Genomic DNA, 24,069 nt, shown 5'->3' on the forward strand with positions numbered 1-24,069 from the left:
TCAATAAGTGATCCATCATAAAAAATCATTCGGATTAAACACATTTTTTTGTAAGATGTTAATGCAAAACGCTTAATAATTATTCCAATTTCCAATGCAATGTAGGCTCAAAATTAATAATATCTTTCTTTAAAACTTGATTATCTTTCAAGATAATTCTTGTTGCTGACATAAAATATTCACTACCCAATGGTCCTCCGGAGGACTTTATAAGTCGAATCAATAAATCAATATTCCATGAAAATATAGTTTCATATAGCACAAAATCAGAGTTCTTTTCATCTTCTGAAATGTTAATATAATAATCCTCCAAAGCCTGAATACTATATTCTCCTTGTATATTCTTGATAATATTGAAAGTGTCTTTTGATGTTTTGAATATTTCTGATACGAGAGAGTTAAAATAGTATGTCGATAAAATGTATATCGTGTCAGTCTTATAGTCAATCAATCCTAGACTGTCTATTATTTTCCCCATCAGGCTGTATTCGCTTTTGATGTCTTTTGATGTTTTTTTACTTTTTACAAACCGCTTTTTTACAGTATTAAATTCGCCATTATTATAGACAACATCCATCACAAGCGTTTTTTTTTCGAGAGGGGTAGAGGTTATTGCAGAGGAAAAATCTACAATTTTGGTTTGCGTATGAGCATTTTCGATAAATATCATCCAACAAAATAATAAAATTAAATTTCTCATGGCTATATTAATAAATGTAAGGAATAACACCTCGTTTCAACGGACTATAATTTGTTGTTCCTTGCGAGTTATAAAAACGACTGGCTCTAGTAGCTGGAATAATTATGCGAGGTCCTATACTATTTCCATTCTGGTCTTTTCCGTAATAGGTACGTAACGGCAAATTATTTTCTGATCTTAACTGGTTTTCGATATGCGTAGTATATATTTCCGAGGTTGATATTGGGCGTTGTGTCAGATTTCCTTTTCTATCAACTGTCATATTAAACCATGTCTTAGAAATCTCTTTATTCCAATTATATTCAATATGGGCTAATTCATGTCCTAAATTTATCATTGGGTTATTCTGTAATCCTGCAGTAGTAAGAACGTCTTCTACACCTCTATTATTAGGAATTACTCCAGTTGGATTCCAGCCTACATCATTTCCTATTGCCGCACTGTTGTTACGTTGCCATATTGTAATAACATTAGAATGATTAGCCAATCCACTAACAAGATCGTGTCCTACATTTCCTCCGTTCATCAATCCATTCAATGCTTCAGATAATTGCCCAATAAATGTATTATTGCCTGCATAAAGTGCGTTATTATTATCATAGAATCCCCAAATACCTTGGTAATCTCTCCACTCATAAGCAATTTTTTGATTATCTGCATAATCATATACTTGAATAGTTGTACCATCCGGATCGATATGTCTTATTGGATTGTTTGCACAATACGCATACGGACTAATATTATAGTATTTTTCGGCAAGTGGATCCATTGTTAAAAATTTCTTTTCATTTGGATTAAACGCAAGTGTTTTGATTACATTATCATTCTCATCCAATAGATTCAAGGATGATGTGTTTTTATCAAATTCAACACAACTTATTTCGCTGCTTGGATCTGTATTTGTTACTTTAAATTGCATTTCAGGCAATTTAATCATTGACTTTACGCTTTGTTCAGGCGCAAAGTTGTCGTAAGGTGTTTGTGCAAGGACGCTTAACACACCAAACATCATTGTTGCCAAAAATAGAATAATCTTTTTCATATTCATTCCATTATTTGAATTGATATTATTTCTTAGAATTTAATTTTGTCTGTTTATTTTTTACATCATGAACCATTTTTTCATAATCTTCGTTCCTCATTGTAGTGTAGCCAATTTCTGAAAGATACTTAGAGGTGGTATTCATGATTTCAAATTCTTTCATTAGTTCGGGATAATTTACTATCTCACTATAATTTTTCATTCCTTTTTTAATCATTTTATTACTTAATCGGAATTGCAGATCATTTAACTTGATAATCTGTAATTGACTATTGGGATAGTATTGTAATCCTATTTCGTAACACCTTTTGACAAAGTCATCGGAGTATCTTCCCGTTTTGTCTTCATAATAACCCAACAGGTCATATATGCAATAGGCAACAGATTCAATCGTTGACAATGGTTTCATAAATAATCCACTTTTTATTGCGACTTCAGAAACATTAAATGTTTCCATAATAAAGCTTGAACGGGAAAAGGAGCCTGTTGTCATTTCTAAATTCCACCAATTCCCTTGTTCATCCCTATGCTTTACATAACAGTGCATCGGTGCAATTGCTATAAATGCCTCTACTCCAACTTCATCGGCTAATATCTTATAAAGATAAGGCAATGCCCTACAATTTCCTTTTTTGGTTTTCAAAAGGCGCGATACCATATAACTTTCCCTGTCCGAATCACTCATGAAATTCTCAAAGTCATACAGATAGGGCTTGAAGTTATTTTCTGGAATACTATCCGACATATAAGTGAATACAGCCCAATTCCCTGCTGTTTTATATTGTCGTAGATTACGGTCATCAATCATTTTATTGAGAACAAACTTTATCCTCAATATCTCATTATTATACTCTTCCCAATTAGTTTTACCTTCATAATAAGCATTTTCTACAAGATAAACCGCTCTTTTGAAGTTCAACGTTTCTTCTCCTTTCAACATTTGCTCTATTTCGTTGATAGCAATATCGAAATATTTTTGAGTATTAGTAGGTATCGGTTTAGTTAAAGAATTTCTGTTTCTCTGAAAGTCTGCTCTACCTTGTTCTAAACTATAAGATTGAGCATTTAGCTGAGAAATGAAAATAAAAAGTGATATGTAAATTAAATATTTCATTTGACCTTTTATAGTTGTCAAATATATGAAATATTTTGAAGATAACCTCATTTATCTTTTAATTTTTTATTCATTTCCAGTTTTTGAATAGATCTATTCTATATGAGTTTTTTGAAATCTCCTGCTAAATCCTGATATCACCGCTAATCATAAACATAAATCTTTCTTTTTATGTGCTCTCTGGTTTACTATTGTCTATAAGCTTCATCCTTCAGTTTGCCAATTTCATGTTGATACATAGTGAATTAGGCTGAAAGATGGAATCCTTCAGGATGTTTATTCAAAGCCTTTGCCAACTGAAACTTTTTCCAGCGAAAGGTTCAGGATAAAACAATGATAACCAAATAATAATTCATAAACTGAAGGATTGAAGGTTATTTGAGAGTAATTCGTTCTTTATATTGTTTCCATCTGTAAATTTGTAAAATTATCAATAGAGTCTGTAAGAAATCATCACGATATTTTTTAAACTATCAGGATGTTTGAAAAAAACGTAGAGACGACTAAAAACAAACATACGGTCCTTTGTTTACAAACTCCTATCGTTTGCAAACAAAGGACCGTATGTTGAATAGCAGATATCGATATATATGAGAATAAGCAGTAGGAAGATGAATAACCCCTGTTCGTTTGAGTACATAAAGCCCTGTTTACCGTCTATTTTATCAGACAAACATAAACATTATGAAGTATTACCGTTATTATATAACCTTATTGATGTTTTTGCTTTTTGTTTCGGGTACGAAAGCTCAAACCGTTCTTCAAAACCGTTTCGCGCATCCTCCTGAGGAAGCAAAACCGTGGTGTTTTTGGTATTGGATGTATGGAGCTGTTTCTAAAGAGGGAATAAAAGCAGATCTCGAAGCAATGCATGAAGTAGGACTGGGCGGTACATACCTCATGCCTATTAAGTCTCCCGAACAATGGTCGGAATATCCGGATGCGGTGTCACAGTTGACTCCCGAATGGTGGGAAATGGTGCGTTACAGTATGCAAGTAGCGGATAGTTTAGGGCTAAAGCTGGGTATGCATATTTGTGATGGCTTTGCTTTGGCAGGAGGACCGTGGATTACTCCGAAAGAGTCCATGCAAAAGGTTGTTTGGAGTGATACGATTGTTAAGGGCGGAAAGGTAAAAATCACTTTACCCCAACCTGAAAGCTATGAAGGATATTATGAAGATATAGCTCTGTATGCACTGCCTTATTCCGTGAAAGTGCAAGATGAGCCGCCTGTCATTACTACTTCCGAAGGAATAACTCCCACAAAAGACGGAACAGGTTTTGCCGCTTCCGCCAAAGATTATTATTCATTGGCTCCCAAAGATGGCGGCTTCTGGATACAATACGCATATAAAGAACCATTTACCTGTCGGAATATAGAAATTGTTCTTACCGGAAACAATTATCAGGCGCATCGTTTGAAAGTGATGGCAAGTGATGATGGCGTAAATTTCCGGTTTGTGAAACAGCTTGTTCCGGCTCGTCAGGGATGGCAAAATACGGATGAGAACTCGACGCATGTAATCCCTGCTACTACGGCACGCTATTTTCGTTTCTATTGGACGCCCGAAGGCAGTGAGCCGGGATGTGAAGATATGGATGCGGCTAAGTGGAAACCGAATCTGAAGATAAAAGCCTTGATACCGGGTAGTGAACCGAAGATAAGTCAATGGGAAGGAAAAGCGGGACTGGTGTGGCGTGTTGCGGCACGTACTACGGATAGTGAAGTTCCTCAGACAGATTGTATTAAGAAGGAGAATCTGATAAACCTGACAGCTTCTATGAAAGACGGAGTGCTTACGGCGCGTTTGCCAAAAGGAACATGGAAGCTTCTCCGTATGGGGCATACGGCAACCGGACATACCAATGCAACCGGAGGAGCCGGTAAGGGATTGGAATGTGATAAGTTTAACGCAGTTGCCGTTAGAAAACAATTTGATAATTGGTTCGGTAAGGCCTTTACTGCCACCGACCCGGTTTTGGCACGTCGGGTATTGAAGTTCATGCACGTAGATAGCTGGGAATGCGGTTCGCAGAATTGGAGTGATAACTTTGCCGCAGAATTCTGTGTTCGCAGAGGCTATGATCTGATGCCTTATCTTCCTCTGTTGGCAGGTATACCGATGGAGAGTGCCGAAGTTTCGGAGAATGTGCTTCGCGACGTCCGGACTACTATTTCAGAGCTTGTATTGGATGTCTTTTATAAGGTGTTGGCAGAACAGGCAAAGAAGTATGATTGTGAATTTTCAGCCGAGTGTGTTTCTCCTACAATGGTGAGTGATGGGCTGCTGCATTACCAGGCAGTAGACCGTCCGATGGGAGAGTTTTGGTTACGAAGTCCCACGCATGATAAACCGAATGATATGCTCGATGCCATTAGCGGAGCACATATTTATGGTAAACGGCTGGTGCAGTCAGAGGGATTTACTCAGGTACGCGGTACGTGGGATGAACATCCGGGTATGTTAAAAACTCTGCTTGACCGTAACTTTGCATTGGGTATTAATAAGATGTTCTATCATGTATATACTCATAACCCTTATATGGACCGCAAGCCGGGAATGACTTTGGATGGCATCGGATTGTTCTTTCAACGTGACCAGACCTGGTGGAAACAAGGTAAGGCGTTTGTAGATTATACGACTCGTTGTCAGGCTTTATTGCAGTATGGTGTTCCCGTAATTGATATTGCTGTCTTTACCGGTGAAGAAATGCCGCGCCGTTCTATATTGCCGGATAGGTTAGTTCCGTCTTTACCGGGAATCTTTGGAAAAGAACGTGTGGAACGTGAAAGAATACGTTTGGCGAATGTAGGTGAACCACAAAGAGAAATGCCGGTCGGTGTATTTCATTCGGCTAATATGGCTGACCCTGAAGAGTGGGTCAATCCGATGCGCGGATATACTTATGATAGTTTCAATCGTGATGCATTGCTTCGTCTTGCCGAAGCGAAAGACGGAAGAATGATACTTCCCGGTGGAGCATCCTATAAAGTTTTAGTCTTACCCTTGCCTCATCCGATGAGTCCGGATAATCTACCTTTATCCAAAGAAGTGCAGGCTAAGATAGACGCTCTGCGTAAAGCAGGTGTTGTCATTCCCGAATTACCTTATACGGCAGAAGACTTCTCTGTTTATGGTTTGGAACGTGATGTGATTGTCCCTGAAGATATTGCGTGGACACATCGCCGGGGTGAGGAAGCGGATATCTATTTTATTGCGAATCAACAGGAAAAGGATAGGACGGTTTCGGTTTCTTTACGTATTGCCGAAGGACAGCCGGAGTTATGGAATCCCGTAAATGGAGAAATAAGAAAAGCGTCTTCGTGGAAACAGGAGAATGGACGTATGTCGGTTGATGTAAAGTTGGCGGCTGATGAATCCGTCTTTATCGTGATTCCTCGTGTTGCTTCCCAAGGTATTGAGTATAGCGATAATAAAAATGAAACGTCATCGTCTCTTGTTGCGGAGAAATGGGAAGTGGAATTCCCTGCAATAAATAAAACCGTCATCCGGAATACTTTCTTTGATTGGAGTAAAGAGTCAGAGGATGCCATCCGTTATTATAGCGGTACTGCGGTTTATCGTTCTGTTTTCCAATGGAAAGGGAATGATGATAAAACGCGTATTTATCTTGATTTGGGCAAAGTTGCCAATCTTGCAACGGTACGTATAAACGGACAAGATTGCGGAACTGTATGGACAGCACCTTTACGTGTGGAAATAACGGAAGCAATCAAAAAAGGTGAGAATGCCATTGAGATAGAGGTTGCGAATACTTGGGCAAATGCGATTAAGGGGGCGGATAAAGGCAAAGCTCCGTTTAAGGATATATGGACGAATGGCAAATATCGCATGAAAGAAGATGTTTTGCTTGAGGCGGGTTTAATGGGACCGTTACATATCATAGAAGAACAATAAATAGACAGAAGATATGACAAATAAATTAAGAATCTTGATAGCTTCGATAGCAGTGCTGTCTTTTGCGACAGTAAAAGCTGAGGTAAAACTTCCTGCTTTCTTTTCGGACGGCATGGTAATGCAGCAACAAACGAATGCTAACTTATGGGGCACGGCTACTCCGAAGAAACAAGTGACGGTCGTTACCGGATGGGATAACAAACAATATACTACTCGCTCTGATGATAAAGGTGAATGGAAACTAAGTGTGGTAACTCCTAAAGCAGGAGGACCTTATACGTTGACTTTCAATGACGGAAAGGTAACCACATTAAATAATGTCCTTATCGGTGAGTTATGGATTTGTTCCGGACAGAGTAACATGGAGATGCCGATGAAAGGTTTCAAGAATCAGCCGGTGGAAGGGGCTAATATGGATATCCTGAAAAGTAGGAATCCCAATATGCGATTATTTACGGTGAAAAGGAATGCGGCTTTTGAACCGCAAACAGATGTTACCGGAACATGGCAGGAAGCGAGTCCGGTTTCCGTTCGGGATTTCAGTGCCACTGCTTATTATTTCGGTCGCTTGCTGAATGAAATGCTGGATGTTCCGGTTGGTTTGATTGTTGCATCGTGGGGCGGCTCGGCATGTGAAGCATGGATGACTCCGGAATGGCTGAAAGCATTCCCGGATGCAAAGATACCTCGGAAGCCCGAAGATATAAAGTCTAAGAATCGTACTCCGACCGTATTATATAACGGTATGCTTCATCCGTTGATAGGAATAACCATGAAGGGAGTGATTTGGTATCAGGGTGAAGATAATACAAATCGTCCGGCTACTTATGCCGATATGTTTTCTGCTTTGATTAATGGTTGGCGTTCCGAATGGAAACAGGGAGACTTCCCGTTCTATTATTGTCAGATAGCTCCTTATGAGTATGCCTTGATTACCGAGGAGGGAAAAGAACCGGTTCAATCCGCTCTTATCAGGGAGGCTCAGTCACAAGTGGAGCACCGCGTGCCGAATACGGGTATGGCTGTGTTGTTGGATGCAGGTATGGAGAAAGGCATCCATCCGGCTAAGAAGAAAATTGCCGGGGAACGTCTGGGGCTATTGGCTTTGACAAAGACTTACGGCGTGGAAGGAGTGGTAAGTGAAAGCCCTTATTATAAATCGATGGAAGTACAGGGAGATACGGTAATCGTAAGTTTTGAACGTGCGGATATGTGGATTGCCGGAAAGAATTGTTTTGAATCGAAATTATTTTCTGTGGCAGGTGAAGATAAAGTGTTTTATCCTGCTAAGGCGTGGATTGTGCGCAGTAAAATGTATGTAAAGAGTGACAAGGTACCGCATCCCGTAGCTGTTCGTTACGCATTTGATAACTATGTGGATGGAGATGTCTTTTGTGACGGTTTGCCTTTGTCTTCTTTCCGTTCGGATAATTGGTAGTTTTTATGAAGAAACTTCTTGTAATTAGTTTGTTGGTGATGATTGGCGTGTCTGCTTTAGGTAGTGGGCATGCCAATGTCGTTTGGAATACTCCCAGTCGCAATTCTTCCGAATCAATGCCTTGCGGAGGCGGTGATATCGGGATGAATGTGTGGGTGGAGAATGGTGATATACTCTTTTACTTGAGTAGGAGCGGTACTTTTGATGAACATAATTGTTTGTTGAAGCAAGGCCGTGTTCGTCTCCGTCTCTTCCCGAATCCTTTTTCGAGTGCAGTCGATTTTCGTCAGGAGTTGAAGCTCAACGATGGATATGTCGAGATTTCCGCCGGAGGAACTACTGTGCAGCTTTGGGCAGACGTGTTTCGTCCGGTTGTGCATTTGGATATTGATAGCAGGCAGCCTGTAGAAGCCGAATTATTCTATGAGAATTGGCGTTATCAGGATAGGGCTGTACGTAAAGGGGAGGGACAACAAAACTCTTATAAATGGGCAACACCCAAAAATCAGGTGACTACTGCCGATTCGGTTTATATAAAAGATAATGCGGTTACGTTTTATCATCATAATCCGGAGAAAACAGTATTCGATGTTGCTGTGTCTCAACAAGGACTGGAGGGAGTGAAGTCTCGTATGATGAATCCTTTGGAGAATTTGATTTCCGGAGGCAGAATGTGGTCGGACAACTTTTCGTTTACCGGAGTACAGGATAGTGTTTATGCCGGAACTGATTATCGTAGCTGGTGTTTTAAAACGCGGGAACCAATCAAGAAGCAGCATGTGACAATCGCTTTGCATACTCTTCAAACGCCTTCCGTCGATGAATGGGAGGTTGGCTTGAACCGAACCATATCTTCTATATCCTTACAGAAAGATAAAAAGAATACCCGTCGATGGTGGAATGAATTCTGGCAACGCAGCTTTATCGTTGGAGAAGGGGAATCGGAGAATATAACGCGTAACTATACTTTATTCCGGTATATGCTGGGATGTAATGCTTATGGGATGTATCCGACAAAGTTCAACGGTGGTCTTTTTACTTTCGATCCATGCTTTGTCGATGAAAAGCAGTCTTTCACTCCCGATTATCGTAAATGGGGCGGGGGGACGATGACTGCGCAAAACCAACGTCTGGTGTATTGGCCGATGCTGAAAAGCGGAGACTTTGATATGATGCTTTCCCAGTTTGATTGCTATCACCGTATGTTACCTAATGCCGAGTTAAGAAGTTTAGTGTATTGGCAGCATGCCGGAGCCTGTTTTGCCGAACAGTTGGAGAACTTCGGCTTGCCGAATCCTGCCGAATATGGATTCAAACGTCCTGACTATTTCGATAAAGGAGTAGAATATAATGCATGGTTGGAATATGAATGGGACACTGTGCTGGAGTTCTGCCAGATGATTTTGGAGACAAAGATTTATGCCGGTGCCGATATTGATAAATACCTTCCTCTGATAGAGAGTGTACTTACTTTCTTTGATGAACATTACCGGTATAGGGCGGCTCGCAGAGGAAGCAAAGTCTTGGATGGAGACGGACATCTGATCCTATTTCCGGGTTCTGCCTGTGAAACTTATAAGATGACAAATAATGCGGCCAGTACTATTGCTGCCCTGCGTACGGTTTTGGAAACGTATGGAGATAAGCCGGATATGTTGAATACCATTCCGCCTGTTCCTTTGCGTATAGTGGACGGAAAAGAGATGATTGCTCCTGCCAAGACTTGGGAGCGTATAAACAACGTAGAAACGCCTCAACTTTATCCGGTATTCCCATGGCGCATGTATGGCGTGGGAAGAGAAGGGATGGGGGTAGCCCGTAATACTTATTTATATGATCCGGATGCTTTAAAGTTTCGTACACATACAGGCTGGAAACAAGATAATATCTGGGCGGCATGTTTGGGCTTGACGGATGAAGCCCGTCGTTTGTCTCTTTTGAAGTTGGCGGACGGCCCTCATCGCTTTCCTGCATTTTGGGGACCGGGTTATGATTGGACACCAGACCATAATTGGGGAGGTAGCGGCATGATTGGTTTGCAGGAAATGCTTTTGCAGACGAAAGGTGAGAAAATATACCTTTTCCCTGCATGGCCGAAAGAGTGGAATGTGCATTTCAAGTTGCATGCTCCCGGAAAGACCACTGTGGAAGCGGAATTGAAGGATGGAAAAATAGTGCGGCTTGTTGTCTTACCTTCCAATCGCCGGAAAGATGTTGAATTAATGATAAATTAAAAAAATGAGTATATCCATGAAGAATGTATTATTTCTCCTGACGCTTTTATTGTTCCCTTCATTGATGCATGGTGTGGAAAGTTACCGGCCGGAGATTTCCGTTGCAGGTTTTATTCCGTTGCAGGGAAGTGGACGGCAGATTTATAATTTCAATCCCGGGTGGCGTTATTATAAAGGTGATGTACAAGGAGCTGAAAGTGTTTCTTTTGATGATTCCGCTTGGGAAATCGTATCCACTCCCCATACGGTGGAATTGATGCCGGCCGAAGCCAGTGGTTGCCGTAACTATCAGGGAATTGTCTGGTATCGTAAGCGTTTTGTCATTCCCGCTGAGACCAAAGGACAAAATGTTTCGATTCATTTTGAAGCTGTTATGGGGAAGCAAAGTGTTTATTTGAATGGCAAGTTGGTAAAAGAGCATTTGGGAGGATACTTACCTTTTAGTATAAATCTGACCGAGAACGGCGTGCATGCCGGAGATTCATGCTTAATAGCCGTATTGGCGGATAACAGTGATGATAAAACTTTTCCTCCCGGTAAACGCCAATATACATTGGATTTTGCTTATCATGGCGGTATCTACCGGGATGTATGGATGATTGCCAAGTCTGCGGTTGTCATTACTGATGCGGTTGAATCCGGTAGAGTTGCCGGTGGAGGGGTTTTTGTGCATTATGATAAAATCAGTGAGAAGAGTGCGGAAGTATACGTAGATACGGAAGTAAGAAATGATGGTTCCGGAATGCGGAATGTATCAGTGGAAACGGCTTTTACCGATGCCGGGGGGAAGTTGATTAAACAAATATCCGGTAGTGTCACTCTAAAAGCGGGTGAGACAAGAACTGTAAAGCAGAAGTTGGTTGTAAATAAGCCACAACTGTGGTCGCCGGATTCTCCTTATTTATATCGGGTGGAATCGAGGGTTAAAGAAAAAGGTAAATATATAGACGGGGGGATAACCCGTGTGGGTATCCGTAAGGCTGAATTTAAAGGAAAAGATGGCTTTTGGCTGAATGGAAAACCTTTCGGGCAGTTGATCGGTGCCAATCGTCATCAGGATTTTGCTTATGTGGGCAATGCGCTTCCTAATTCGGGGCATTGGAGAGATGCAAAGAAGCTCCGGGATGCGGGTTGCCGTATTATTCGTGTGGCTCATTATCCGCAGGACCCTTCGTTTATGGATGCTTGCGATGAGTTGGGGATGTTTGTTATCGTAGCTACTCCCGGATGGCAATATTGGAATAAAGATCCGGAATTTGCGCTGCTTGTGCACGAAAATACCCGTCAGATTATCCGTCGGGATCGTAATCACCCCTCTGTATTGATGTGGGAGCCTATTTTGAACGAAACCCGTTATCCTTTGGATTTTGCTTTGGAGGCTTTGCAGATAACCAAAGATGAGTATCCGTATCCGGGACGCCCGGTAGCGGCCGCCGACGTTCATTCCGCCGGAGTGAGAGAGAACTATGATGTGGTTTATGGCTGGCCCGGTGATGATGAGAAACCGGATGCACCGGAACAATGTATATTTACCCGTGAATTTGGTGAAAATGTAGACGATTGGTATGCGCATAATAATAACAATCGCGCGAGTCGTAGTTGGGGCGAACGTCCGCTGTTGGTACAGTCTTTATCTTTGGCAAGAAGTTATGATGAACTATATCATACTACCGGAAAGTTCATCGGTGGAGCCCAGTGGCATCCGTTCGATCATCAACGTGGCTATCATCCCGATCCCTATTGGGGAGGAATATTTGATGCTTTCCGTCAGCCCAAGTATGCTTATTATATGTTTAGAAGTCAGACTGCTGCGGACCTGAAGCATCCCTTGGCAGATTGCGGCCCGATGGTATATATTGCTCATGAAATGTCGCCGTTTTCTGATAAAGATGTAGTCATATTCAGTAATTGCGATTCCGTGCGTCTTTCTGTTTATGACGGTACAAAGAGTTGGACAAAACCGGTTGTGCATGCAAAAGGGCATCTGCCGAATGCGCCTGTCGTATTTGAGAATGTATGGGACTTTTGGGAGGCTCGCGGTTATAGTTATACGGAGAAGAATTGGCAGAAGGTGAATTTTGTAGCAGAAGGAATCATAGATGGTAAAGTGGTTTGTACACAGAAAAAGATGCCTTCCCGTCGTTCAACTAAACTTCGCTTGTACGTGGATACACAGGGGCAGCCTTTAGTTGCTGATGGGTCGGATTTTATAGTGGTGGTAGCAGAGGTTACGGATGACAACGGCAATGTTCGTCGCTTGGCTAAAGAAAATATTGTTTTCACGGTAGAAGGGGAAGCTGAAATAATCGGTGACGCTTCCATTAATGCAAATCCGCGGGCGGTAGAATTTGGTTCTGCACCTGTATTGATTCGCTCTACCCGCAAGGCCGGAAAGATTAAGGTCAAAGCTCGCGTGCAATTTGAAGGTACACATGCCCCCACTTCTGCCGAAATTGAATTTGAAAGTGTCCCGGCAATCCTTCCTTTCTGTTTCGTGGAACAGCAAAAAGCAATAAATACTGAAATGGTGACGGGTGAGATGGATCGAACATCCAAACAACCGATCTTGTCGGAGGAGGAAAGATTAAAGTTATTATTGGAAGTGGAACGGCAACAAACGGAATTCGGAGTAAAATCAGAAGAATAAATAATGCAGGGACAAGTACGGATAAGGATTCGCCTTTGGGTGAGTATTGAATTCTTTCTTGATGATTAACCGGATTCGTCCGTACTTGTCTCCCGAAAGACGTAGGGTATCCTACCGGAAGACGTAGTGCGTCAAGCATGAAGATGTAGGGTGTTTTTATATACCATGCAAAAAGCGCGACAAATTTTCAGCACACATAAGGGCGAGTGATGTCACAAGTTTTCTATTTTGGGGCTTTTTGAAAGATAAAGTGCTGATAGTGAGCTCCGCGACAAATTTTCAGTAGGGGGTATAAAAACATGATAGTATTGTTGATAAAGAAAACTATATCTTTTAAAAATGGCTTTAAAAACAAATATATTGCAGGGAAAAAACAGATATATTACAAACTTTTACTACCTTTGAAAAAGATAATTTTATAATGCATTTATAAATGAGACGACTCTTATTTTTAATACTATTACTTCTTTATATTTATCCCTCTATTTTTGCTTATCCCAATATGATTGTGGAGCATTATACTGTTGACCAGGGATTACCGAACAACATTGTGAATTGTACCTTGAAAGGGAAAGATGGGTTTATATGGTTTGGTACATGGTATGGTCTGTGTTGCTTTGACGGTGTAAAAATGAAAACCTATAATAATAGGGACGGCTATTATTCGGATATTCCTCCACGTAAGATACAGCGTATTGTTGAAGATAAAAATGGTTTCCTTTGGATAAAGACGATTGATCGTAAACTTTATGTCTTCGATAAAGTGCATGAGAATTTCCATGCCGTATATGACGATATGAAGGAATATCTGGAAAACATCCAGGTTATTAAAGTTCAGAATACAAGAAACGGGGAAATTCTTTTATTGACAAAAGATAAAAGTCTTTTGCTTGCTTCTACGGATAAGGACGGGAAGATAACGATTCGTCCTCTGCATGATTCCCGGGCAGATGTTAACGTCTATGATATGCGTTTGAAGCATAATGTCTTTTGTGAGACGGAAGAATATCTGACATGGATAGGACTTGACTATAAGATACTTTCATACGATAAAGGCAAAGCACTGCAATCCAAACCGGTTGATTTCATTCGGAAGAAAATAATGGCGACTGAAGATGATTTATTTACATGTGCCTTTGGTGCGGATAAGTTATTGTGGTTGGGCGATAAGAATGGACATTTTTATAGCATTGATCCTCAAAGTGGTTTAGTAAATAAGTATGTTCTTCCTGAAATAACGCATGCGATAAAGAACTTATTGGTAACAGAATCCGGGATGGTTTATTTGAGTGTAGCGGGGCAGGGAGTCTATGAATATAATTTAGGTTATAAACAATTACAGAAACTTACATTATCTGTGCCGGAAGTTGATGTTACACACTCCTTTGTCGATAAGTATGATAAGATTTGGTTTGTATTAGGTGAGAGAGGTGTAATCTATTATGATCCGTTGAATAAAAACAACCAATATTACTCTTTTCCTAAGGGAGCTAATATCTGTGAGTTTGGGGTACAAGATGCCGGTGAACAAGGCATTTTCTTTTTGACTCCGGGGGGAGAAGTTTTAATATTCGACAGGGAAACATTGGCGATGAGCCGCTTAAATCAATTAAAGCAATTTTCCGAGGATCAGTCGAATATGTTATTCTTTGGTCTATTATTGGATAAGGATGGAATACTTTGGCTTTCTTCCACTACCTTAGGGGTATACCGTGTGAACTTTCCGAAGAAACAGTTCCGTTTATTTGACCCGCGTTCTTTTTCCAATTCTCAACAGGGTGGTAATGCCTCTTCCAGCGGGATAAGAGCGTTGTTCCAAGCAAAAAATGGCGATATATGGGTGGGAACCCGTTGGCAGGATTTATATCGGTTGGATAAGAATGGTCAGCTTAAACAGATCTTTTCTACCAATAATTTTAAGTTCGGAAGTGTCTATCATATCATGGAGGATAATAAAGGAAATCTTTGGTTTTCTACGAAAGGAGATGGGCTTGTGAAAGCGGAACCCGATATTAATTCACCGGATGGTCTTAAATTTACTCGATATAAGAATGAACCTAATAATCCTTCTTCCATTAGTAGTAATGACGTGTATTTTACCTTTCAGGACAGTAAAGGCAGAATATGGATAGGCTTGTTGGGAGGTGGTCTGAATTTACTTCAAGAGGAATCGAGTGGCGTTGTATTTATTCATAAGCATAATGGTCTGAAACGTTATCCACCTTACGGACTATACATGGAAGTACGTAATATGGTTGAAGATGAAGAGGGAAGGATATGGGTTGGAACAATGGATGGTTTGATGTCTTTTGATAGTAATTTTTCTGCTCCCGATGAAATAGTCTTTGAGACATACAGAAAGGAAAGTGCGAGTTCAAATGTTGCGGATAATGATATTTATGTGCTTTTTAAAGATGCCTCGTCTCAAATTTGGGTAAGTGTTTTTGGAGGCGGATTAAATAAATTGATAAGATATGATAAAGAAACGCATAAGCCTATATTTAAATCTTATGGTATTCGGGAAGGACTGAATAATGACGTTGTGATGTCTATTGTGGAAGACAACGAAAATAACCTGTGGTTTGCCACTGAAAGTGGATTATCTCGTTTCAACAAAGAAACAGAACATTTCCGTAACTATGATAAATATGATGGATTGTTTAATGTCAAGATGGAAGAATGCAGTGCCTTGCGGACATTGGACGGAGATTTGTGGCTGGGTTGTAAACAGGGCATTCTTATTTTCTCACCGGATAGGCTGGAAACATTGGATTGTAATTATAAGACTTATATTGTTGACTTTCGTGTTTCTAATAAGGATCTCCGCAGTTTTGTAGATAATCCCATCATAACAAAGTCCATTAAGTATGTAGATTCGATAACATTGAATTATAATCAATCGATGTTTACCATTGAATTTGCCGCCTTGAATTTTAGTAATCAGAATCGTGTCTCCTATGAATATATATTGGAAGGATACGAAAAGGAGTGGCATTATAATGGTAAGAACCGTATTGCCTCTTATACAAATGTTCCTCCGGGAGACTACGTATTTAAAGTAAGAACGATTGATGAAGCTAGCCCGGATCAGGTTTCGGAAACTATATTGTCTATTTTCATTTTACCTCCTTGGTGGCTGAGTTGGTGGGCTTATACAATATATGCCATTTTAGGTGTGGTATTGCTTGTGGTCGGAATAAGGCTGTCTCTATTGATGATCAGAATGAAGAATGATGTTTATATTGAACAAAAGCTTTCGGAATTGAAGATCAAGTTCTTTACTAATATCTCCCATGAACTTCGTACCCCGTTGACGTTGATAAAAGGACCGATACAAGAACTGAAAGAGAAAGAAGATTTATCTCCCAAGGGTATCCAGTATGTAGAGTTGATGGAGAGGAATACGGATCAGATGTTGCAGTTGGTGAACCAAATTTTGGATTTTAGAAAGATACAGAATGGTAAGATGCGTCTGCATATATCTCAAATCAATCTGAATGAAATGCTTGATTCTTTTGAAAAAGAATTTAGAATCCTTTCGGAAGAAAATGAAATCAGTTATTCTTTTCAGATTCCTGATGAAACAATTCTCTTGTGGGCGGATAAGGAAAAATTAGGAATCGTGATTCGGAATGTAATCTCGAATGCATTTAAATTTACTCCTTCCGGGGGGAGTATTTTTGTCTCGGCAGGAGTTTCGGAGGATAGAAAAGGCTATTTCATCCGGATAGAAGATACGGGCGTCGGTATTCCTCAAAATAAAATATCGGAAATATTCGAACGCTTTTCACAGGGAACAAATGCTCAGAATGCGTATTATCAAGGTACAGGAATTGGATTGGCTTTATCTAAAGAAATTATAATTCTACATCATGGAGTTATTAAAGCAGAGAACCTGCAACCTCATGGAGCTGCGTTTACAATTGAATTAAAGCAAGGTAAAGAGCATTATAAGCCGGGTGAAGTCGATTTCTATTTGAGTGAAGAAAATGTGGAAGATAAGACATTGTCGGAAAGAAAAGGAACGACGACGGATAGTGAAGAAGAACAGGAAGCGGTTGATTCTTCATTGCCCAGTTTGTTATTAGTCGAGGATAATAAAGATTTAGGAAAACTGATAAAATTGCAACTGGAAGATAAGTTTAATGTATATCTTGCAAACAATGGTGTGGAGGGTCTGAAGAAGGTACATTTATATCATCCTGATATTGTAGTTACAGATCAGATGATGCCGGAAATGGATGGAATAGAAATGTTGCAATGTATTCGTAAAGACTTCCAGATAAGTCATATCCCTGTGATTATATTAACGGCAAAAAGTAATGATGAATCTAAGACCAGAGCCATTAGCATGGGAGCAAATGCATATATTACCAAGCCTTTTAGTAAGGAGTATTTGCTTGCGCGTGTTGAGCAGTTATTGAATGAGCGGAAGATATTCCGTGAAAAGATGTGGCAACAAACGGATGAGCAGGATGAAAATAACTATGAACAATATCTGGTAAAGAAAGATGTTCAGTTATTGGAAAAGATTCATCAGGTGATTGAGGAAAATCTGGATAATAGTGACTTTAATATTGATACGATTGCTGCCAATATAGGTTTAAGCCGTTCTGCATTCTTTAAAAAGTTAAAGAGTTTAACCGGACTTGCTCCTGTGGATCTGGTAAAAGAAATTCGCTTGAATAAGTCTGTTGAGCTAATTAAAAATACGAGCTTGAGTATCTCGGAGATTGCTTTTGCCGTAGGTTTTAAAGATTCCGGTTATTATGGAAAATGTTTCCGTAAGAAATACAACCAAACGCCAAGGGAGTATATGAATGAGTGGAGGAAAGTTTAGGTGTTTAGGTTACAAAAGCCTTTCTTAATCGTCTTTTATTATAAATTTTGGAATAAATAAGATGACAAACATTAAGAAAGTTTTTACACTATTGGTTTTGACGGCTTCTGTATTACCACTAGCTGCACAATATCCGATTATACCGGATTCGGTGAAGGAGAGAGGTGCTCGTCAAGAGGCGGAGTTTGAACAAAAATCGGATGAAGCATGGGAAAAAGCATTGCCGGTGGTTTTGGAAGAGGTAACTAAAGGACGTCCCTATAAACCTTGGGCTTCTAAACCGGAAGATTTATTAAAAAATAATATTCCTGCATTTCCGGGCGCTGAAGGTGGAGGTGCTTATACTGCCGGAGGCCGTGGTGGGAAAGTAATTGTGGTGACTTCATTGGAAGATGCCGGTCCGGGAACATTTCGGGAAGCTTGCGAAACAGGCGGTGCCCGTATCATTGTATTTAATGTATCCGGAGTAATTCGTTTGGAATCTCCTATCAGTCTTCGTGCTCCTTATGTAACTATAGCCGGACAAACAGCTCCCGGTGATGGGGTTTGTGTAACAGGTGCTTCCTTTTTGATAGATACTCATGATGTCGTTATTCGTCATATGCGTTTTCGTCGCGGAGCTCAGGATGTTGCTTTTCGTGATGATGCGGTGGGTGGCAATGCTGTAGGGAATATTATTATAGACCATTGTTCTACAAGTTGGGGATTGGATGAAAATATGTCTATTTATCGCCATGTATATAATCGTGATGAGAAAGGACACGGGGTGAAACTTCCGACAGTTAATATCACAATTCAGAATTCCATCTTTTCAGAAGCCTTGGATACTTATAATCATGCGTTTGGAGCTACTATCGGTGGACATAATAGTATGTTCTGCCGTAATTTGTTTGCTTCAAATATTAGTCGTAATTGCTCTGTTGGCATGAATGGTGGTTTTAATTTTGTGAATAATGTTATTTATAATTGGTGGAACCGTTCCGTTGACGGAGGAGATAATACCAGTTCCTTTAATATTATTAATAACTATTACAAGCCGGGACCTATTACTCCGTTGGATAAACCTGTTTCCTATCGTATTCTCAAACCGGAAGCCGGTAGGGATAAGAGCAAACCTCTGTCATTTGGTAAAGCTTATGTTCATGGAAATATTGTGCATGGTAACAGTAAGGTTACTAAGAATAATTGGGACGGAGGCATACAAGTATTTGATGAAGCCCATGCAGGAGAACACATGAAAAATATAAAGGTAGACCAACCGTTTGATATGCCTGATGTTACTATTATGGATACTAAAAAGGCTTATGATTTCGTTTTGTCTAATGTTGGTGCTACTTTTCCAAAAAGAGATGCTGTAGATACTCGTGTTATAAAGACGGTTAGGACAGGTAAAGCCATTTATGTGGAGGATGCTCCCGAATTTGTTTCGCCGTATGTGAAAAGGCGTCTTCCGGTTGATTCTTATAAACAAGGTATAATTACGGATATTCGTCAGGTAGGAGGCTTTCCTGAATATAAAGGTGAACCTTATCTTGATTCAGACAATGATGGTATGCCGGATGAGTGGGAATTAAAAAACGGTTTGAATCCCAATGATCCTTCAGATGCTGTGAAAGATTGTAATGGAGACGGCTATACTAATATTGAAAAGTATATAAATGGTATGGATACCAAAAAGAAAATTGATTGGACTGATGTGAAAAACAATTATGATACATTGGCTAAACGCAAAAGTTTATTATGATGAAGTTATTTGATTTGAAGATAGTATTAATCGGACTGTTAAGCATAACTTTTGTGCAGGTCTGTGCACAAAACTTTGCTTTAGAGGTAAAAGATAATAAAATTACCTATCAACAGGATGAAAAGGGAAATCGTATACTCGATTTCTCTTTTTGTGGTTATAAGAGTTCTGAACAAGGTATTCCTGATGTAAAGAATGTGGTATTTATCCCATGGCAGGCAGGAGATAATTCTATTAGGATTCAGAGGGCGATTGATTACGTATCCTCATTAATTCCTGATAAAGACGGGTTTAGGGGAGCAATTCTTTTAGATAAAGGAACATTCTCGCTGAAACAAGGTCTGCATATCTCTGCTTCCGGGGTCGTTCTTCGGGGTATGGATAGAGATAAAACAATATTGATAAAAGAAGGAGTTGATAGAGGGGCTTTGTTAAGGATAGAAGGAATAGATGATAAAGTTGTACACGATACGATAGATGTTTTGTCATCTTATCTTCCGGTCAATTCTTGCTGTATACGGATACCTTTAGGAGTTTCTTTGAAAAAAGGAGATAGGGTGATGGTTGTGCGACCTTCGACGAAAGAATGGATTGCATCTGTAGGTTGTGATATTTATGGTGGTGGAATCAGTGCTTTGGGTTGGAAGCCCGGAGATATGGACTTGCATTGGGATCGAACGGTATCTGATATCGAAGCCGGCCAGTTAACATTGGATGCTCCTTTGACGGTGGCACTAGATGCAGAATATGGTGGATCAAAGATATTGCGTTATACGTGGAATGGCAGAATCGGGAATGTAGGAGTAGAAAATATGACTTTAGTTTCTGATTATGATAAGAAATACATGAAAGATGAAGACCATTGCTGGACTGGTATATCAGTAGAAAATGCTGAAAATTGTTGGGTTAGAAGAATGAACTTCAGACAGTTTGCAGGAAGTGCTGTTATTTTGCAGCATACAGCATCCAAAGTTACCGTTGAAGATTGTATATCTAAAAATCCTATCTCCGAAATCGGAGGAATGCGTAGATGTACATTTTATACAATGGGACAGCAGACCTTGTTTCAGCGTTGCTATTCAGAACATGGCATTCATGACTTTTCTGTTGGCTATTGTGCACCGGGACCGAATGCTTTTGTGCAGTGTGAGTCAAAAGAATCTTTGGGATTTAGTGGCTCGATTGATTCTTGGGCATGTGGATTGTTGTTTGATGTCGTAAACATAGACGGGCATAATCTTTCATATAAAAATCTGGGACAAGATAAAAACGGTGCGGGATGGAATACGGCTAATAGTTTATTTTGGCAATGTACTGCGGCAGAGATTGAATGTTATTCTCCGGCAAAAGATGCGGTTAATCGTGCTTATGGTTGTTGGGCGCAGTTTTCCGGCAATGGTGAATGGGCTGAGTCCAATAATCATGTGAAACCAAGAAGTTTTTTCTATGCTCAGTTGGAAGAACGGTTAGGTAGGAACTGTGACAAACGTTCGCGTATTCTTCCGGTAGAAGCTGAAGCTAGTAGTAGTCCTACTGTTGAAGTAGCTATGGAATGGGCGAAAAAAGCATATATCCCGAAACTGACGTTGGAACATTGGATAGATCAAGCTCCCTTTGATGCGGAAATATCTTCCGGGAATTTAAAAACGATAGAACAGATTAAATATAATTCTCCAGTTAAGCCGATAATAAAGAATCATATTGCAATCGTTGACGGGCGTATTCAGATGAACGGTGAATTGTTAGTAGGAGGTAAGCATGAAGTTCCTTGGTGGAACGGCAAGTTGAAAACTAATTTTTTACCGAAAGCCAAACCGCATATTACCCGATTTGTACCGGATAGAGAGGGACTTGGATTGACAGATCGTATTGATTCGGTTATTGATTACATGAAACGCTATAATCTATTGGTACTTGATCATAATTATGGTCTTTGGTATGATCGAAGAAGAGATGACCATGAACGCATTCGTCGTCGTGACGGAGATGTATGGGGACCTTTCTATGAACAACCTTTTAAACGGAGTGGCGAAGGTACGGCTTGGGAAGGTTTAAGTAAATATGATTTAACCCAACCTAATGCTTGGTATTGGGCGCGTTTAAAAGAATTTGCGGATAAGGCATCGCAAAACGGATTATTGTTGTTCCATGAAAATTATTTTCAGCATAATATTTTAGAGGCGGGAGCACATTGGGTTGACTGTCCTTGGAGAACAGCAAACAATATCAATAGTACGGATTTTCCGGAACCGGTTCCTTTTGCTGGAGACAAACGGATTTTTATGGCTGATATGTTTTATGATATAAATCATCCGGTAAGGAGAGAACTACATAGACAGTATATTCGTCAATGTCTTGATAACTTTGCCGATAATGAAAATGTAGTTCAGTTAATAAGTGCCGAATTTACCGGACCTTTACACTTTGTACAATTCTGGTTGGACATAATAGCAGAATGGGAGGCAGAAACAGGTAAACATGCATCGGTTGCGTTAAGTACCACTAAAGATGTGCAAGATGCTATTTTAAGTGATCCGAAACGCTCTGCTATTGTTGATATTATTGATATACGCTATTGGCATTATAAAAGTGATGGTACGCTTTATGCTCCTGAAGGAGGAAAAAACATGGCACCTCGTCAGCATATGCGTAAAATGAAAGTCGGGAAGATTACTTTCTCGGAAGCATATAAAGCTGTACACGAATATAGAACTAAATATCCTCAGAAAGCAGTTACTTTCTATGCACAAAATTATCCGGCAATGGCATGGGCTATATTTATGGCAGGAGGTTCTTGCCCGTCAATTTTTGTAAATGATTCGATGTTTTTAAGAGATGCCGCATGTATGGAAGTGGAAGAAACTGGTACTGATTTCTATAAGAAAATGGTAAAATCTGATATTGGAGCTATCATTTATTCCCAATCTGGCGGAGATATTCCTTTGAAATTATCTCCGGGAAAATACATATTGAAATATGTTAATCCATCTAATGGTAGAATTGAGCTGATAAATAAATCATTGAAAATTAAAGATATATATAATCTTAAAATTCCTGAGAATAAAGAAGGCATTTATTGGTTTCATAAGATTTGATACAAAAAGCCTCATTGGTATTATACTGGTGAGGCTTTACTATTAAAATATGTAATATTCGGTAAACATGTTATAAAGCATAGTGTCTGCTTTTTCGTTCCAATAACCAAAAATTACCAATGGATTCACTACTTCCTCGCTAGTTTTGCATTATCGAAATTAATCAAAATGAAATAATACTGTGATGCAACAAACTAACAATAATAATACTATGATGGCAGGGAAGAATGATGAGTCTGCAATGACTACTTTATTATTAGCATTTCAATCTGGGGATGTGAACGCTTTTTCCAGATTATATGATTTGAATATTAATATTCTCTTTAATTATGGTTGTAAACTGACTACAGATAGAGAATTATTGAAGGATTGTATACACGACGTATTTGTTAAGATATATACAAAGCAAGCGGAACTAAATCATATTGAGAATTTTAAATCATATCTTTTTATTTCTTTAAAGAATAGATTATGTGATGAAATCCGTAAAAGAGTTTATGTTTCCGATGCAGAGGTTGAAGAATTAAATCCTGTATCTCATGATGATGTGGAAAATAACTATTTGAATCAGGAAAGAGAACAGGTTAATAACTGTTTGGTAAAACGTTTGTTAAACCAATTGTCTCCACGCCAGCGTGAGGCATTGACTTTATATTATATAGAGGAAAGAAAGTACGAGGATATTTGTGAAATTATGAATATGAATTATCAATCTGTTCGTAATTTAATGCATCGTGGATTGTCTAAGTTAAAGAGTATTGCAGGATAAGATGTTGAGACTTGTTAAGCTGGAATAGTAAAGTTCTCATTAAAAAAAGTTTTTGTTTATAGTGGTTAGATAAGCTTTTCATGGTTAGTTTAAAAAGGTAATAAGTTTTGGTGTTAGTTTTTGCTATTTATTTGATAGGATTTTTAGGGTATTTTCAGTAGGTAATGGTTCAATAGTCCGGATATATAAAATATTTCCGGATTATTTGTTTTAATTGAGTACACAAATTAACTTGCATCGTCCTCTATGTATAAAACCGAGAATATGAATATTGGAATGTTAAATACAGTGGAAGATTTCTTAAAGGATGATAGCTTCATTAGATATGTCTTGGATGGGTCTAAGGAGAAAGATTCTGATTGGGATATTTATTATGAAAAACATCCGGAAGACAGAGATACATTTGAAGAAGCAAAGGCTGTTTTATTAGCTCCTTCGGATATCGATTCAGGATTACTTTTGTCTGAAAAGGAAGACTTGAAAAATTGGATACTTGAAAGTATAGAAGTTAAAACCGAAATCTAA

12 protein-coding genes are annotated in these 24,069 nt (G+C 39.4%); 9 read left to right on the forward strand and 3 right to left on the reverse strand.

Features of this window, described 5'->3' with window-relative positions; genetic code table 11:
- Positions 1-79: 79 nt before the first annotated feature.
- The 3 genes from DXB63_RS02910 to DXB63_RS02920 are packed head-to-tail and all read right to left on the reverse strand — an operon-like array spanning position 80 to position 2,856.
- Positions 80-700, reverse strand: a complete 621-nt coding sequence (locus tag DXB63_RS02910; protein WP_147332248.1) for a hypothetical protein — start codon at positions 698-700, stop codon at positions 80-82.
- A gap of 7 nt (positions 701-707) precedes the next feature.
- On the reverse strand, positions 708-1,742 hold the full coding sequence (locus tag DXB63_RS02915) for a M91 family zinc metallopeptidase (RefSeq protein ID WP_147332249.1): 1,035 nt from the start codon (positions 1,740-1,742) through the stop codon (positions 708-710).
- A 25-nt stretch (positions 1,743-1,767) separates the two neighbouring features.
- Positions 1,768-2,856 (reverse strand): hypothetical protein, encoded by a 1,089-nt coding sequence (locus DXB63_RS02920; protein WP_122124887.1) that lies wholly within the window; start codon positions 2,854-2,856, stop codon positions 1,768-1,770.
- Between the two features lie 684 nt (positions 2,857-3,540).
- Here DXB63_RS02920 and DXB63_RS02925 point away from each other — a divergent pair.
- The 9 genes from DXB63_RS02925 (at position 3,541) to DXB63_RS02965 (ending at position 24,069) form a co-directional block, all read left to right on the forward strand.
- Positions 3,541-6,777 (forward strand): glycosyl hydrolase, encoded by a 3,237-nt coding sequence (locus DXB63_RS02925; protein ID WP_122124888.1) that lies wholly within the window; start codon positions 3,541-3,543, stop codon positions 6,775-6,777.
- Positions 6,778-6,790: 13 nt separating this feature from the next.
- Entirely contained in the window at positions 6,791-8,215 is a 1,425-nt protein-coding gene (locus tag DXB63_RS02930; RefSeq protein WP_122124889.1) for a sialate O-acetylesterase, read from the forward strand.
- A gap of 5 nt (positions 8,216-8,220) precedes the next feature.
- On the forward strand, positions 8,221-10,449 hold the full coding sequence (locus DXB63_RS02935) for a DUF5703 domain-containing protein (protein ID WP_122124890.1): 2,229 nt from the start codon (positions 8,221-8,223) through the stop codon (positions 10,447-10,449).
- A gap of 16 nt (positions 10,450-10,465) precedes the next feature.
- A complete protein-coding gene (locus DXB63_RS02940) occupies positions 10,466-13,096 on the forward strand; it encodes a glycoside hydrolase family 2 protein (RefSeq protein WP_199604151.1) in 2,631 nt (876 codons plus the stop codon).
- A gap of 433 nt (positions 13,097-13,529) precedes the next feature.
- Entirely contained in the window at positions 13,530-17,936 is a 4,407-nt protein-coding gene (locus DXB63_RS02945) for a two-component regulator propeller domain-containing protein (RefSeq protein WP_122124891.1), read from the forward strand.
- Positions 17,937-17,997: 61 nt separating this feature from the next.
- Positions 17,998-19,680, forward strand: coding sequence for a polysaccharide lyase (locus DXB63_RS02950; protein ID WP_122124892.1), 1,683 nt, complete (start codon positions 17,998-18,000; stop codon positions 19,678-19,680).
- Complete coding sequence (locus tag DXB63_RS02955) at positions 19,680-22,775, forward strand: DUF6298 domain-containing protein (protein ID WP_122124987.1); 3,096 nt, start codon at positions 19,680-19,682, stop codon at positions 22,773-22,775. Before DXB63_RS02950 ends, DXB63_RS02955 begins: the two co-directional genes overlap by 1 nt.
- A gap of 184 nt (positions 22,776-22,959) precedes the next feature.
- Positions 22,960-23,544 (forward strand): RNA polymerase sigma factor, encoded by a 585-nt coding sequence (locus DXB63_RS02960; RefSeq protein WP_122124988.1) that lies wholly within the window; start codon positions 22,960-22,962, stop codon positions 23,542-23,544.
- Between the two features lie 264 nt (positions 23,545-23,808).
- Entirely contained in the window at positions 23,809-24,069 is a 261-nt protein-coding gene (locus tag DXB63_RS02965) for a hypothetical protein (RefSeq protein WP_233522750.1), read from the forward strand.

This window comes from Bacteroides sp. OM05-12 (genome assembly GCF_003438995.1).
Lineage (GTDB): Bacteria > Bacteroidota > Bacteroidia > Bacteroidales > Bacteroidaceae > Bacteroides.